Source organism: Bradyrhizobium oligotrophicum S58 (genome assembly GCF_000344805.1).
Lineage (GTDB): Bacteria > Pseudomonadota > Alphaproteobacteria > Rhizobiales > Xanthobacteraceae > Bradyrhizobium > Bradyrhizobium oligotrophicum.
Genome location: NC_020453.1, coordinates 2,897,092 through 2,911,201, shown reverse-complemented (window position 1 = coordinate 2,911,201; position 14,110 = coordinate 2,897,092). Strand labels below are relative to the sequence as shown.

Here is a 14,110-nt window from a genome sequence, read left to right as displayed (position 1 = left end):
ATTCTAGAAATATCGTTTGACTTCGGCCCGCCGCGTGCCGCATCCTTCTTGTCATGAAGCTCGACGACGCCGCTGCCCGCCTGGAAGCCCTCGGCAACACCACGCGCCTGAAGATCTACCGCGCGCTGGTGCGCGCCGGGCATGCCGGAATGCCGGTCGGCCGGCTGCAGGAGCGGCTGAAGATTCCGGCGTCCACGCTGTCGCATCACGTCAAGGCGCTGGTCGCGGTCGGGCTGATCTCGCAGCAGCGCGAGGGTACGACGCTGGTCTGCCATGCCGAATATGACGTGATGCGCTCCCTGCTCGGCTTCCTGGTCTCCGAATGCTGCGCCGAGGAGCAAGGCTGCGGCACCGAGAGGCCGGCCGCCTGATCATTTGGCAAATAATTCGATGATTCTAGAAATATGGGAGGAACACGTGATGGATGCCAAGACGGTTGCAATCATCGGCGCCGGCCCGGTCGGACTCGCGGCAGCGGCGCATGCGCTGGAGCGCGGCCTGCAACCGGTCGTGCTGGAGGCCGGACCCGAAGCGGCCCATGCGGTGCGGCAGTGGCAGCACGTCCAGCTGTTCTCGCCGTGGAAATACAACATCGATACCGCAGCGGCGCGGCTGCTCGCTGCGACGGGATGGAATTCGCCCGAACCCGAGGTCTACCCGACCGGGCGCGAGTTGATCGATGCCTATCTCGCGCCGCTCGCGACGCGCACTGCGCTACGCGACGTCATCAGGACATCGCATCGCGTCACCGCGATCAGCCGCGTCGGCTTCGACAAGGCCAAGTCGAAGGGACGCGCCGATGCGCCGTTCGAGATCCGCACCCGCAACGGCAACGGCGAGGCGGCACTGCAGGCCGACGCCGTGATCGACGTCTCCGGCACCTGGTTCTCGCCCAATCACGCCGGCGGCAACGGCCTGCCGGCGCTCGGCGAGTCCGAGCATCGCACGCGCATCGCCTATGGGATGCCCGACGTCTGCGGCGCGCAGTGCAGCCGCTACGCCGGCAAGACGGTTGCGGTGCTGGGCGCCGGCCATTCGGCGATCGGTACGCTGATGGAGCTGGCGACCCTTGCCGAGGATGCGCCGGAAACGCGGGCGATCTGGCTGCTGCGCAGCGACGATCCGGCGAAGGCGTTCGGCGGCGGCAGCGCCGATCAGCTCGCGGCCCGCGGCGAGCTCGGCATGGCCTTCGCCGCGCTGGTGCGATCGGGGCGCATCCGGGTCGAGACCGGTTTTCGCGTGGCGCGGATTGCGGACGATGACGGCCGGCTCTCGATCATTGCCACCGGTGACCGCCACATCACGGCGGACGAGCTGATCGTCGCCACCGGCTTCCGCCCCGACCTCTCGCTGCTGTCGGAGCTGCGCCTGCGGCTCGATCCCGCGATCGAAGCCCCTGTTGCGCTGGCCCCGTTGATCGATCCCAACGAACATTCCTGCGGCACGGTGCGGCCGCATGGCGCACGCGAACTGGCGCAGGCCGACGAGCCCGGGCTCTATCTCGCCGGCATGAAGAGCTATGGCCGCGCGCCAAACTTCCTGATGATGACGGGCTATGAGCAGGTCCGTTCGATCACCGCCGACATTGCCGGCGACAAGACTGCCGCGCATCGCGTTGAATTGCAGCTACCTGAGACGGGCGTCTGCACCCGCGGCGGGGTGGAGAGCATTGCAGCCTTGTCCGGCTGCTGTGGCGGACCGGCGCCATCGGGCGTAGACAGTTGCTGTGCCGATGATGCCAAAGCCAAGCTGGCTGGTCGCAGCGGCTGCGGCTGCTCGTGACGCAGAGACTTCGTGACGCGGAGCCAAGGAGAGGTCGAACGGAATGCAGGCACGACGGCTGGGCGTGGTCATCGCTCTCGGCACCGCCCAGACGCTGGCCTGGGGATCGAGCTATTATCTGCCCGCCATCCTCGCCGACCCGATCGCCAGGGATCTCGGCCTGTCCAACAACTGGTTCTTCGCCGCGTTCTCGGCCTCGCTGATCATCTCCGGCCTGTTGGGCCCGCGCATCGGCCGCCAGATCGACCGCGTCGGCGGCCGTCAGGTGCTGTGCGCCTCCAACCTCGTGCTGGCGGGCGGGCTCGCTTTGCTCGGCCTGTCGCATTCGCTGTGGGTGATGGCGGTGGCGTGGCTCCTGCTCGGCGTCGGCATGGGGCTCGGCCTCTACGATGCTGCATTCGGCGCGCTCGGGCGCATCTATGGCAAGGATGCCCGCGGCGCGATCACCGGCATCACCCTGATCGCAGGCTTCGCCTCCACCGTCGGCTGGCCGCTGAGCACCTGGGGGCTCGCGACGATCGGCTGGCGCGAGACCTGTTTTGCCTGGGCGATCGCGCATCTCGTGATCGGCCTGCCGCTCAATTTGTCGCTGCCGCGTGCGACCCAGATGGCGCCCGGCGAGATGCCGACGGGCAAGCCGAGCATCCCGCTCGACCGTCCGATGGTGCTGATCGCGTTTGCGATGGCGGCGGCGTGGACCGTGACCGCGGCGATGGCGGTGCATCTGCCGCGGCTGATGCAGGCGTTCGGCGCGACGCCGGCACAGGCGCTGTTCGCGGGCATGATGATCGGGCCGGCGCAGGTCGCCGCGCGCGTGTTCGAGGCCGGCTTCCTCAGCCGCTTCCATCCGCTCGCCTCGGCGCGGCTCGCCTGCATCACCCATCCGATCGGCGCCTTGACGATCGGGCTGTTCGGCGGCGGTGCGGCGGCGGCGTTCGCGCTGCTGCACGGCTCCGGCAACGGCATCCTGACGATTGCCCGCGGCACCCTGCCGCTCGCGATCTTCGGCCCCGCCAACTACGCCTACCGGCTCGGCCTGATCGGCGCGCCATCGCGGATCTGCCAGGCCTTCGCGCCGCTGCTGTTCGGCCTGCTGATCGATGGGCTCGGCCGCGGCGTGCTGATCGTGTCGGCGAGCCTGAGCCTGTCGGCGCTCGCCGCCTTGATGCTGCTCCCGGCCGAGCGCGCCGAGGCGGCGGTTCCGAGCGGTACGCCAGACGAGGCGGCCTGAGCCGCCCCTGGTAAGACGTCCTTAACCAGCTTTCAGGCCCCGCCCGCCCTCCTGGCGCTGCCGCAAGGCATATCGGCCGCCAATATACGGAAAGTTGAAGGTTGGATTGAACGATGCCCCGTGGTCATACGGGGGAGCGTTCACGACACGATGGCATTGCAACGCAAACACATGCTTCGTGTCGGGGCGGTGGTCGCCTGCGTCGGGGTCTTCCTGGCCGGCGCCGATCTCGCCGTCACCGCACTGATCGGCGGCCAGACCGCGCGGCAGCTCAGCGAGCTCAGCAAGGTGGCGCTGCGCCGCTCCGAGGCCGCGATCGACTCGGCCGGATCGATCCTGAACCGCCTCATCGCAAAGGGTCCCATGGACTGCAGCGCCATCGCACTGCAGGCGCTGCGCCTTCACGTCTATCAAGGCACCATCATCAAGGACATCCGCACCGTCGATCGCGACGGAGCGGTTCAATGCGCAGCCTATTCGGAGACGCTCGAATTCGACAATGGCTGGGCGCGGCGCGACGAGATGTTCAAGTCCGCCGACGGCGAGTTGCGGCTGTTCCGCGTCGAGCAGTTCACCGGCGCCGCATTCGGCGTGATGCGCGACATCGACGCGCAACGGTCGCTGGCGGCGATCCTGCGCATCGACGGCAATTTGCTGGACGTGATGCCGGTCGGCCTGCGCGCCGAGAGCAACGTCACCCTGACCCTGCCCGATGGCGAGCAGGTAGCGGGCTATCATCCCGACGCATCCGCCAAGTCGCCGGCGCAGTCCGTCGCTTTCACCACCGTGTCCGACCGCTATCCGCTGCAGGCCACGATCCATGTGCGGCCACAGAGCCTGAGCGCGCGCCGCGACCTCGCTTATCTCCTGACGATGCTCGCCGCCGGCACGCTGGGCGGCGTATTCGGCCTGCTGCTCGCGAGCTACCTCAGCCGGCCGGTGGATCCGGTCGCCGAGCTCGACCGCGCGCTCGCGGCCAACGAGTTCAAGCCCTATGTGCAGCCGACCTTCCGGCTGAAGACCGGCGACATCATCGGCTGCGAGATCCTGGCGCGCTGGGAAAAGCCGGATGGCCGGCTGATTCCGCCGATGAGCTTCATCCCGCTGGCCGAGAGCTCCGGCCGCATCGAGAAGCTGACCTGGCAGCTTCTCAAGACCGCCTTGCGCGAGCTGCAGCCGGAGATGAAGCAGGACAAGCTGTTCAAGCTGTCCGTCAACATCACCCCGCGTCATCTGCTCGGCGACCGCTTCATCGACGATCTGCGCAAGACGGTCGCGTCGTCATCGGTCTCCACCCGCCAGGTCGTGCTCGAGGTCACCGAGCGCGAGGAGCTTGCCGATCTCGACAAGGCGACTGACGTCGTAAAGGAGCTCGGCGAGCTCGGCTTCCGCGTCGCGCTCGACGACGTCGGCATCGGCCATAGCGGCCTGTCCTATATCCAGCGGCTCGGCGCGCGCATCCTCAAGATCGACAAGTTCTTCGTCGACGCGATCACCCGCGACCAGTCCGCCATCGTGGTGGTGCAGATGCTGGTGGCGCTGGCGCGCGAGCTCGACATGTCCGTGGTCGCCGAGGGCATCGAGCATCAGGAGCAGGTCGATGCGCTGATCGCCTGCGGGGTCGAGGAAGGCCAGGGTTATCTAGTCGCGCCGCCGCTGTCGCTCGGCCGCTTCAAGCAGTTCCTCGACGTGCGCCGGGTGTCAGCCGTCCCGGGCCGCGCCGCCAAGCCGGAACTGGCGGCATGACGGCGAGCCCGCAGGACCTCGCGCCTCACTGCCTCGTCATCTGGCCGCGAATTTCGCCGCCCGGGTTCGCCTGAGTGTGGACGTTGGCGTACCATTTGCCGGCCAGCAGATCGGCGGCCTGGGCGTCCGTGATCACGGCCGAGCCGCTAATCGGGCTTTCAGGGCTCTTGAACGGCAGCACGATGCCGGCATTCTTGCCGGGCTCGCTGGGGCCGTGGAAATGGGCCCCCATCGCCGGCCCGGTGAGGCCCGAATAGGTGACCTTCCAGGTCAGCGTCCTGGTCGCGGTATCGAGGCTTGCTTCAGCCGCGCCCGACGCGGCGGAGGCATTCGGCGGCACCTCGTTGGCGGCCTTGAGCTCGGACTTCAGGATGACGGTTTCGGCATGAGCGAGCGGCGCGGCCGCGACGCAGGCGGCGACGGCGAGCAACGCCAGATGAACGAATTTCCCAGCCATGGTTTTCCTCCCAAATCGTTTTGTGCAGTCTGAGTGTTCGAGACCCCGCGGGCAAGCCGATATTCCGTCAAACGCGTTGGTACCCAGGCATGAGCAGCGGCCTCGGCCGCGTTGATTGAACAATCCCGACCCCTGTGCCAAACAAGGACGGGAACAAAAAGGCCTCGAAAGAAAGCCTCGAAAGAAAGAAAGCCATGGCGGATCGAATGGTTGCTTCCAAGACGGCGCGCGGCAAGGTGGGGCGGCCTTCGCTCGAACGTGCCGGCGAGGTCGAGGAACGCATTCTCGACGCGGCAAAGACGGTGTTCCTCGCAAATGGCTTCGAGGGCGCGAGCGTCGACGAGATCGCGCAGACCGCGCGCGCCGGCAAGCCGACCATCTATGCGCGCTTTCCCAGCAAGGCGGCGCTGTTCGCGGCGGTGATCGCCCGCCATGCCGCGCGCAACACCCAATATGAGAACCTCGTACCGCAGGGCCGCACCTTTCGCGCCCGGCTGATCAGCCTCGGGCTGACCTTGATCGAGCGCGCCTTCGTCGAGGACACGATCGGCCTGATGCGCACCGCGATTGCTGAAAATCCGCGTTTTCCCGAGCTGACGCTCGAAATCCAGGATACGGCCCGCAAGCGCGCCACCTGCAATGTGAGCCACGCGATCGGCGAGCTGGCCCGCGCCGAAGGCCTCGCCGGCAAGGGCGCATTCTCGGCCGACCGTATCGAGGACAGCGCACGGATCTTCCTCGATCTCGTCGTGTTCGCCGTGCTGATCCGCAGCCTGCTCGGCGAGGACATGCGGGCCCTGAAGAAGGAAGCCCAGGCGCATGTCGAGAAGCGCGTCGACTTCTTCCTCGCCGCGACGACGTGACCTTACGTCTGCTTGTTCTTGCGCAGCTCCGGAAAGATCGTCTCGTCCTGCAGGATCACGTCGGCGGTGCGCTGATAGTGCGCGGTGAGCAGCGCGACCGCGCCTTCCGTGTCGGCGTTCAGCACGGCGTTGACGATGTCGGCGTGCTCGTCGCCGACGGCGCGTGATGGAAACGCCTTGCGGATCGACAGCCGGCGATAGCGATAGAGCTGGTCGGCGAGTTGACCGCAGAACGCGATCAGCGATTGCGAGCCGCAGTTGGAGATCAGGATCCGGTGATAGATCCGGTGCAGCCTCTCCCACTCCGGATTGTCCTCGAACGTCGTCGCGCTGAGCGAGCGCGGCGCGCGGCTGAGGCGATGCTGCGCCAGCACCAGCTGCTCCTCCCAATCAGGCGTCGCCGCCGCCATCGACTCGCGCAGCGCCAGCGCCTCGACCCAGCAGCGCGTCTTGGTCAGCTCGGCGAGCTCGGCGCGGCTGATGTCCTTGACGTAGAAGCCGCGCTGCTCACGCACCTCGACCAACCCGTCGGCGGTGAGACGGTTGAGCGCCTCGCGCAGCGGCGTCTGCCCGGTCTGATAGGTCTCGGTCAAAAACCGCATCTGCAGCTTGCGCGACGGCGCGAGCCGGCCGGACAGCAGGTCCTCGCGCAGCCGGTCATACACATGGCTCGCCTGGGTCGACGGGCCCTGCCCCTCGGCCTCGATCACCGCATCCACGCTCGATCTCCTCTGAATCAGGCAACTTGTATAGAGCCTACCCCCGAAACATAAAATTTATAAATTCTGTTTGATTTCGATTTTTTATGTAATAAACAGATCGAGCCGGCTCGCCGGCCACGCATAGAAATGTCGCGCGTCCCCGCCGGGGATCGCGCTGGAGGACACGCTCATGACCCGGTTTCCGGTCACGGCTCTGCGCAGCGTCGATCTGGGCACGCCCGATCTCGCGCGTTCGGAGGCGTTCTATCGCCAGACCTGGGGATTGGAGCGCGTCGCCGACGCCGACGGCGTGGTCTATCTGCGGGCGACCGGCAGCGATCATCACGTCGTGGCGCTGCATCCGAGCAAGCGCACCGAGCTGAAGGCCGTGACCTTCCGCCTCGCCGACATCAGCGATTTCGATGCGATCGGGCGTAACGCCATCCATGAAGGTGCAACGCTGCTGTCGGCGCCTGCGCCGAACACTGCCCCCGACGGCGGCGTGATGATGAGCCTGCGCGGCCCCGAAGGCGGTGTGCTGCGCTTCGTCCATGACGACATCAGGCACGATGCCAAGCCGCGGCAGTCCGAGCTTCCGGAGCGGCTCGCCCACGTCAATCTCAACAGCACCGATGTCGACCGCTCCGCGGCATTCTACGAGAAGGCGCTCGGCTTCAAGCTGACCGACCGCTCCGCGGCGATGGCCTTCGTTCGCTGCAACTCCGATCACCATGCGGTCGTGATCGCCGCGGCCAAGGTCGATGGCCTCAACCACGTCGCCTTCCTGATGCCGACCTGGGAAGGCGTGATGCGCGGCGCCGGCCGCATGATCGACGCTGGTTATCCGATCGCCTGGGGCGTCGGCCGCCACGGCCCCGGCGACAACGTGTTCGCCTACTTCATCGATCCCCAGGGCACCGTCATCGAATACACCGCCGAGGTGCTGCAGGTCGACGACGACTATGTCGTGCGCGGACCGGAGCATTGGGTCTGGCCGCCGGGCCGCACCGACCAATGGGGCATCGCGCCGCCAAAGGCAGATCATGTCAAGGCCGCGCAGCTCGCGGTCGGCTACGCCGCCTGATTCATTTTCCAACTCCGAGTTTCGATCCATGTCCGCCACGTCAGAGCAAAAGCATTTCGAGGTCGTGGTCATCGGCTTCGGGCCGACCGGCGCCATCGCGGCGAGCCTGCTCGGCACGCAGGGCATCACTACGCTCGCGATCGATCGCGCCGTCGACATCTACGACAAGCCGCGCGCGATCGCGCTCGATCACGAGATCATGCGGCTGTTCGACAATCTCGGCATTGCCGAACAGGTCAGCCGCCACGTCGCGCCGTTTCCTCCTTCCGAGCACTTTGGCGCGCAAGGGCAGTTGATCCGGCGCATCGACATGGTCGGCGAGCCCTACCCGCTCGGCTACACACCGAGCATGGTGTTCACGCAGCCGCCGGTCGAGCAGGTGATGCGCGACCGCGTCGACAGCTTCCCCTCCGTGACGGTCGAACTCGGCACGACGCTGGTCGGCATCCGTCAGGATGCGAAAGTCGCAACCGTTATCCTGCAGGCGGCAGACGGCGCGACGCACGAGGTGACGGCGAACTACGTGATCGCGTGTGACGGCGCCTCCAGCACGGTACGCCAGAAGCTCGGCATCAGCTTCGACGATCTCGACTTCGACGAGCCATGGCTCGTCGTCGACCTCCTCATCAACGACGCTGGTGTCGGCAAGCTGCCGGCGACCGCAGCCCAGTTCTGCAATCCGGCGCGACCGACCACCTACATCATCGGGCCCGGCAATCATCGTCGCTTCGAGATCATGCTGCGCCCCGGCGAAGATCGTCACGCGATGGAGCAGCCGGAGCAGGTCTGGCAGCTGCTCTCGCCGTGGCTCACGCCTGACGATGGAAAGCTATGGCGCGCGGCGAGCTATCGCTTCCATGCGCTGGTCGCGAGCCGGTGGCGCCAGGGCCGCGTGCTGCTCGCCGGCGACGCCGCCCACCAACAGCCGCCGTTCGTCGGCCAGGGCATGTGCCAGGGCCTGCGCGACGCTGCCAATCTGTGCTGGAAGCTCGGCCGCGTGCTGCGTGGACAATCGAGCGCGGCGCTGCTCGACAGCTACGAGATCGAGCGCAGCACTCATGTGCGCGAGCTGACCGCGCGCATCAAGGCGATCGGCCGCGTGATCTGCGAACAGGATCCGGAGGCCGCCGCGGCGCGCGATGCCCGGATTCTCGCCGAAGGCGGCGGTGCGCCGCGCACCATCACCCGGCAGGAAATCGTGCCGCCGCTGACGCAGGGCCTGCTGGCGACAAGACCAAACGCGGCCAACGGCACGCTGTTTCCGCAGCCCTGGATTCTGCGCGACGGCGACCGGGTGCTGCTCGACAGCGTCGCCGGCACCGGGTGGCGGCTGATCCTCGATGGACGGAGCACGCTGAACACGAGCGCGATCGATGCGGCGACGCGCGATGCCGGCATCAACACCATCACCATCGATGGCAACGGCTTGCAGGAGGAAAGCGCCGTCGTCGCACGCTGGTTCGAGCGCCACGGCTGCAGCGCCGCGCTGGTGCGTCCCGACCACTACGTCTACGGCGTCGCCAGGGACGCGCCGGAGCTCGCCGCGCTGCTGAGAGAACTGAACGAACGACTGCACTAATCAAAACAAGACTATCAAACGGGGAAACGCCATGACGCCATCATCGGACACAGCCAGAAGCACCGTGGGAGGGCGCGCGATCGCTGTCCTGATCATGCTGTTCCTGTTCCAGACGCTGAACTTCTTCGACAAGCTGGTGTTCGGCCTGTCGGCCGTGCCGATGATGAAGGAGCTGGGCTTGAGCCCGAAGGAATTCGGCCTGGTCGGCAGCAGCTTCTTTCTCTTGTTCTCGCTCTCCGGCATGGCGGTCGGCATGTTCGTGGTCGGCCGCTTCCCGGTGAAATGGCTGCTCTTGATCATGGCCGGCGTCTGGTCGGCGACGCAGATCCCGATCTTCTTCTCCGGCTCGATCGCGGTGCTGGTGATCTGCCGTATCATCCTCGGCGCGGGCGAAGGCCCGGGACTGCCGACCGCCCTGCACGCCTGCTACAACTGGTTTCCCGCCGACCGGCGCAGCGTGCCGAGCGCCGTGGTGCTGCAGGGCATCAGCGTCGGTCTCCTCGCCGGCGGCCCGATCCTGACCTATGTCATCGTCAATTATGGCTGGCGCACCGGCTTCCTGTTCTGCGGCCTGCTCGGCCTTGCCTGGATGCTCGGCTGGTTCTTCGTCGGCGGCGAAGGCCCTTACTCCGCGGCGCATGCGCCGGAAGCTGCGGTGGCGAAAGACAAGGCGCTGCCCGCGCGCGTGCTGTGGGGCGATCCGACCGTGATCGGCGTCATCATCATGTCGACCGCGTCGTACTGGATCGTCGGCATGTCCGCGACCTGGCTGCCGCCATATCTGCAGCTCGGGCTCGGCTACAAGCAGGTCGATGTCGGCTGGATCATCTCAGGGATCTATCTGTTCCAGTCGCCGCTGCTGCTCGGCGGCTCCTGGCTGACGCAAGCTCTGCAGCGCAAGGGTTACAGCCTGCGTGCCTGCCTCGGCCACGCCTCGGGCTACGCGCTGCTCGCCGCCGGCTGCGCGCTGCTCTTGAGCATCGTCACATCAGGCCCCCTGCAGCTCGCCTGTATCGCCATCGCCTTCGCCGCACCGAGCCTCACCACGATCTTCGGCCCGGTCGCGCTCGGCGCGATCGCGCCGGCCGTGCAGCGCGGCCGGCTGATCGTCGTGATCTATTCCGGCAACGCCGCGTCGGCGCTGGTCTCGAACGCGCTCACCGGCTGGATCGTCGGTGAGGCCGGCAGCAACGTGCCGCTCGGCTACGCCCACGCCATGACCTTCACCGCCGGCGTGCTGATCGTCGGCGCCATCTCCGCGTTTGCGCTGATCTACCCGGAGCGCACCATCGCGCGCTTCGCGAGGGCAGCGCAAGAACCGGCTTCCCCCTCCGCCGTAGCGGCGGTCTCGACCTGAGGACACCAGATGAAATTTGCAAGCTTCGCCATCAACGACACGCCGTCCTGGGGACTGGTCGAGGGCACTGAGATCGCCGATCTCGGCGCCATCCTGCGCGACCGCTTCCCGGACCTGAAGTCGGCGATCGCAGCCGATGCGCTGAAGGAGGCGGCTGCCGCGGCAGCCGGCGCCAAGCGGCACCCGCTGTCCGCAATCACCTTCCTCCCGGTCATTCCGAATCCGGACAAGATCCTCTGCATCGGTCTGAACTACGAGACCCACCGCAAGGAGACCGGCCGCTCCGAGGTCGAGAACCCCACCGTGTTCGGCCGCTTCGCCAACAGCCAGACCGGGCATCTCACCAACATCATACGCCCGCGCGTTTCGACCGATCTCGACTTCGAGGGCGAGCTCGCCATCGTCATCGGCAAGCCCGGCCGCTACATCCCGCGCAGCGACGCATGGCAGCACATCGCCGGCTACGCCTGTTACAACGAAGGCAGCGTGCGCGACTTCCAGCGCCACACCCATCAGTTCACGCCCGGCAAGAATTTTCCGGCAACGGGCGCGTTCGGCCCGTGGCTGGTCACGCCGGACGAGATCGACGATCTCGGATCGTTGCGACTGCAGACGCGGCTCAATGGCGAGGTGGTGCAGGACGCGACGATCAATCAGATGATCTTCGATATCCCGCGCCAGATCGAATACTGCTCCTCGTTCACCCGGCTCGAGCCCGGCGACGTCATCGCCACGGGCACGCCCGGCGGCGTCGGCTCGCGCCGCACGCCCCCGCTGTGGATGAAAGCCGGCGACGTCGTCGAGGTCGAGATCGACAGGATCGGACTGCTGCGCAACGGCATCGCGGACGAGGCGGTTTGAGGCGGCTTGCCTGGGACATCGTAGCCCGCATGAGCGAAGCGACATGCGGGACGGTCCCCCCGGGTGTCGCTGCGCTCACCCGGGCTACGCGCTCTCTCCGCCGTCATTCCGGGGCGCGCGACCGCGCGAGCCCGGAATCCATGACCACGACCGTTGGTGATGTTCGTGATGCTCGCCCACTGCGGCTTTCATCAAACATTGTCGGCCTGTGGGTATGGATTCCGGGCTCATTCGCGCTGCTCCAAAATGGCTGCGCCATTTTGCGCGCGAATGCCGCGGAATGACAGCGCGCTCGTGGAAGCGGCGCGCCAGGACTCAGCGTGCCGGTACCGGCCCGGCGAGTCGCACGGCCAGCGCCAGCGCGGCGACGATCGGAGGGACGACGAAGCACCAGCTCCCCAGCCGCGTGAACAGCAGGGCGGCGGCGCCGCAGCCGAGCGCGAAGGCCAGCACATTGACCGCCATCTGCGCCAGACGCGCCGGCGGCGGCGCCTGGTTCTTGTCGGCGACGTAGATCCGATCGGCGACATCGATCATCACCTGCGTCGTGGTCCCGGTCATCAGGGTCGACGGCGGCGCGGTCGGCAGATGGATCCGATGCACGGCATTCTGGATCGCCATCGCCGCAACCAGTACCATGCCGGTGACGATCGCCTCGTGGCTGTCGCCATTGTGGAACGGGCCGAAATGGATCGCGAGCACGGCGCCGAGGATGAGCAGCACGAGCTTGACGCCGATCAGGATCTCGAACGCCCGCGACCACCGCCGCGACAGCAGGGAGCCGGTCAGCCGCGTCGCGATCACCACCACGCAGAACACCGGCAACGCCAGCAGCTTCGCCACGGCGCCCGAGGTGCCGAGCGCCAGCGCCGCACCCAGCGTGACGAAGTTGCCGGTGACATGCGCGGTGAACAGGCCCTGCAAGGCCAGGAAGCCGGCGGTGTCGACATAGCCGGCGTTGACGCTGAGCAGCAGCGGCACGACGTTGCGGGATTCGAACTGTGACATAGGCCTGCCTTCGTTGTTCAGAGCGCGTATTTCAGCTCGATGCCGATGTAGTCGCTGTCATGCCCGCCGGCACGGCGCAGCGTATCACCGATCTTGTAGTGCACGGCCTCCAGCGCGCCGGTGAGATTGGCGTCGAAGCGGTAGTCGGCGCGTAGCTGCGCATAGGCGCCCGACCATGGGCTGCCCTGCCCGGCCGTACCGGCCACCGCGACGTTGGGCTGAACGTAGATCGCGTCGGCCGTGGTCGCACGCCACTGCAGGCCTATCGCAGCCATCAACGAGAGATCGGCGGCCGGCTTTATCGTCAGCGACGGCTTGAGATGGATCAGGTTGGTGTAGCCGGTGAAGCCGGCGAGCGTGAAGTAATAGCCGTTCGGGAACAGTGGATTGAAGGTCTCGATCCGGCCGTCGCCGGGATTGCGGTCACCGGAGGCGCCGTCGAGCTGAAGGCCGATCCGTGGCTGCCCGGCGACATCGGCAAACGTGTAGCCGGTGCGCGCGCCTGCGCCCCAGGCGCGGATCTGCTTCGCGCCCACCGAGCCCGCCTGCCCCATCGCCTCGAGGTCCCAGTCGAAGCCGGCGAGCTTGCCGGCGAAGCGGATATCGAGCACGTGGCGCTGCTCGGTGCCGGCGGCATCGAGGAAGCGCGCATTGTCGCGCTGATAATAGGAATAATACGACGACAGCTCATTGGTGCCGAGCACCTGGTGTTCGACGCGGAAGGTGTGAAACAGGAGATGCCCGTTCGAGGTGTCGTCGAACGGACGCAGCAGATTGTACTGGACCGGCTGGCTGACGAAACCGATGAAGCGCCATGGCCCGCTCTCCCAATCGCCCCACAGCGCGTCGAAGGACTGGCGCACGTTCGGACCATCGCGCGACGAGACGAAGCGCTGCAGGTCGAAGTCGAAATCCTGCCGCCCGACACGCGCCTTGAACGTGCCCTTCTCCGTCGTATCGACATAGGCGAGGAAGGCGAGCCGGAGATCGAGCGGGTCCTGGTCGACCGGCGTGACATTGGCCTTGCCGAATGCACGGTCATCCTCGAGCTGGACGAACAGCTGCCAGTGCTCGTTGAGATGCGCGTCGGCGTGGATCTGCAGCCGTTGCAGCAGGTGCTGATCGGGCTTTGTCCCGCCGATGCCGAAACTCGCCGCGTCCAGGCTCTCGAACCGCTCGCGCAGGGTCATGCCGAACGAGATATAGCTCTGCGGCGAACCCGGCTGCAGCGGGACGTATTTGATCGGGTCGAACGGCGCCGTGCGCAGCGCGGGATTGGCCAGCACGGACCAGTCCTCCTGCCAGCGATTGGTGCGGATCGCCGGGCGTCCGGCATTATCCTCGGCAACAGCCGAATTGGCGGCGCCTGGCGCAGCGAGCAACACGCCCGCGACCGCCATCGTCGTCAGAGTCCGCACCGTCTGCAACTTCGCCGGCATCT

The 14,110-nt window shown here is 66.9% G+C and carries 14 protein-coding genes; 10 read left to right on the top strand and 4 right to left on the bottom strand.

What is annotated here, in order from left to right:
• Positions 1-53 precede the first annotated feature (53 nt).
• The 4 genes from S58_RS12610 (at position 54) to S58_RS12595 (ending at position 4,759) form a co-directional block, all read left to right on the top strand.
• Complete coding sequence (locus S58_RS12610; protein ID WP_015665701.1) at positions 54-371, top strand: ArsR/SmtB family transcription factor; 318 nt, start codon at positions 54-56, stop codon at positions 369-371.
• A 49-nt stretch (positions 372-420) separates the two neighbouring features.
• Positions 421-1,782 carry an NAD(P)-binding domain-containing protein gene (locus tag S58_RS12605; protein ID WP_015665700.1) on the top strand — a complete coding sequence of 454 codons (1,362 nt, stop codon included), beginning with the start codon at positions 421-423 and terminating at the stop codon, positions 1,780-1,782.
• Positions 1,783-1,825: 43 nt separating this feature from the next.
• The gene (locus tag S58_RS12600; RefSeq protein WP_015665699.1) at positions 1,826-3,013 is read left to right on the top strand and encodes an MFS transporter; all 1,188 of its coding nucleotides are present in this window, start codon (positions 1,826-1,828) and stop codon (positions 3,011-3,013) included.
• 171 nt (positions 3,014-3,184) lie between these two features.
• Positions 3,185-4,759 carry an EAL domain-containing protein gene (locus S58_RS12595; protein ID WP_144058303.1) on the top strand — a complete coding sequence of 525 codons (1,575 nt, stop codon included), beginning with the start codon at positions 3,185-3,187 and terminating at the stop codon, positions 4,757-4,759.
• Between the two features lie 25 nt (positions 4,760-4,784).
• Here S58_RS12595 and S58_RS12590 read toward each other — a convergent pair whose 3' ends face one another.
• Positions 4,785-5,216 (bottom strand): CHRD domain-containing protein, encoded by a 432-nt coding sequence (locus S58_RS12590; protein ID WP_015665697.1) that lies wholly within the window; start codon positions 5,214-5,216, stop codon positions 4,785-4,787.
• A gap of 206 nt (positions 5,217-5,422) precedes the next feature.
• Here S58_RS12590 and S58_RS12585 point away from each other — a divergent pair, with 206 nt between their 5' ends.
• Positions 5,423-6,079: a TetR/AcrR family transcriptional regulator gene (locus S58_RS12585; protein ID WP_015665696.1), complete on the top strand. Its 657-nt coding sequence runs from the start codon at positions 5,423-5,425 to the stop codon at positions 6,077-6,079.
• 2 nt (positions 6,080-6,081) lie between these two features.
• Here the strand turns inward: S58_RS12585 and S58_RS12580 are convergent, their stop codons facing one another.
• The gene (locus S58_RS12580) at positions 6,082-6,798 is read right to left on the bottom strand and encodes a GntR family transcriptional regulator (protein WP_015665695.1); all 717 of its coding nucleotides are present in this window, start codon (positions 6,796-6,798) and stop codon (positions 6,082-6,084) included.
• 172 nt (positions 6,799-6,970) lie between these two features.
• On the opposite strand from S58_RS12580, the gene S58_RS12575 reads away from it, so the two are divergent.
• The 5 genes from S58_RS12575 (at position 6,971) to S58_RS38120 (ending at position 11,945) form a co-directional block, all read left to right on the top strand.
• Positions 6,971-7,864: a VOC family protein gene (locus tag S58_RS12575; protein ID WP_015665694.1), complete on the top strand. Its 894-nt coding sequence runs from the start codon at positions 6,971-6,973 to the stop codon at positions 7,862-7,864.
• Positions 7,865-7,892: 28 nt separating this feature from the next.
• Positions 7,893-9,443, top strand: a complete 1,551-nt coding sequence (gene mhpA, locus S58_RS12570; protein WP_015665693.1) for a bifunctional 3-(3-hydroxy-phenyl)propionate/3-hydroxycinnamic acid hydroxylase MhpA — start codon at positions 7,893-7,895, stop codon at positions 9,441-9,443.
• 31 nt (positions 9,444-9,474) lie between these two features.
• Positions 9,475-10,800, top strand: a complete 1,326-nt coding sequence (locus tag S58_RS12565) for an MFS transporter (RefSeq protein ID WP_042339332.1) — start codon at positions 9,475-9,477, stop codon at positions 10,798-10,800.
• A 9-nt stretch (positions 10,801-10,809) separates the two neighbouring features.
• Positions 10,810-11,661: a fumarylacetoacetate hydrolase family protein gene (locus tag S58_RS12560; RefSeq protein WP_015665691.1), complete on the top strand. Its 852-nt coding sequence runs from the start codon at positions 10,810-10,812 to the stop codon at positions 11,659-11,661.
• A gap of 140 nt (positions 11,662-11,801) precedes the next feature.
• Positions 11,802-11,945 (top strand): hypothetical protein, encoded by a 144-nt coding sequence (locus S58_RS38120; RefSeq protein ID WP_160167595.1) that lies wholly within the window; start codon positions 11,802-11,804, stop codon positions 11,943-11,945.
• Between the two features lie 31 nt (positions 11,946-11,976).
• Here S58_RS38120 and S58_RS12555 read toward each other — a convergent pair whose 3' ends face one another.
• A complete protein-coding gene (locus S58_RS12555; RefSeq protein ID WP_015665690.1) occupies positions 11,977-12,669 on the bottom strand; it encodes a YoaK family protein in 693 nt (230 codons plus the stop codon).
• Positions 12,670-12,686: 17 nt separating this feature from the next.
• A complete protein-coding gene (locus S58_RS12550) occupies positions 12,687-14,108 on the bottom strand; it encodes an alginate export family protein (protein WP_015665689.1) in 1,422 nt (473 codons plus the stop codon).
• Positions 14,109-14,110 lie beyond the last annotated feature (2 nt).

Bases quoted from the DNA above. Each gene is read 5' to 3' on its own strand.
- S58_RS12590 (WP_015665697.1), bottom strand. From the start codon at position 5,216: ATGGCTGGGAAATTCGTTCATCTGGCGTTGCTCGCCGTCGCCGCCTGC.
- S58_RS12610 (WP_015665701.1), top strand. From the start codon at position 54: ATGAAGCTCGACGACGCCGCTGCCCGCCTGGAAGCCCTCGGCAACACC.
- S58_RS12575 (WP_015665694.1), top strand. From the start codon at position 6,971: ATGACCCGGTTTCCGGTCACGGCTCTGCGCAGCGTCGATCTGGGCACG.
- S58_RS12550 (WP_015665689.1), bottom strand. From the start codon at position 14,108: ATGCCGGCGAAGTTGCAGACGGTGCGGACTCTGACGACGATGGCGGTC.
- S58_RS38120 (WP_160167595.1), top strand. From the start codon at position 11,802: ATGACCACGACCGTTGGTGATGTTCGTGATGCTCGCCCACTGCGGCTT.
- S58_RS12600 (WP_015665699.1), top strand. From the start codon at position 1,826: ATGCAGGCACGACGGCTGGGCGTGGTCATCGCTCTCGGCACCGCCCAG.
- mhpA (WP_015665693.1), top strand. From the start codon at position 7,893: ATGTCCGCCACGTCAGAGCAAAAGCATTTCGAGGTCGTGGTCATCGGC.
- S58_RS12585 (WP_015665696.1), top strand. From the start codon at position 5,423: ATGGTTGCTTCCAAGACGGCGCGCGGCAAGGTGGGGCGGCCTTCGCTC.
- S58_RS12565 (WP_042339332.1), top strand. From the start codon at position 9,475: ATGACGCCATCATCGGACACAGCCAGAAGCACCGTGGGAGGGCGCGCG.
- S58_RS12560 (WP_015665691.1), top strand. From the start codon at position 10,810: ATGAAATTTGCAAGCTTCGCCATCAACGACACGCCGTCCTGGGGACTG.
- S58_RS12595 (WP_144058303.1), top strand. From the start codon at position 3,185: ATGCTTCGTGTCGGGGCGGTGGTCGCCTGCGTCGGGGTCTTCCTGGCC.
- S58_RS12555 (WP_015665690.1), bottom strand. From the start codon at position 12,669: ATGTCACAGTTCGAATCCCGCAACGTCGTGCCGCTGCTGCTCAGCGTC.
- S58_RS12605 (WP_015665700.1), top strand. From the start codon at position 421: ATGGATGCCAAGACGGTTGCAATCATCGGCGCCGGCCCGGTCGGACTC.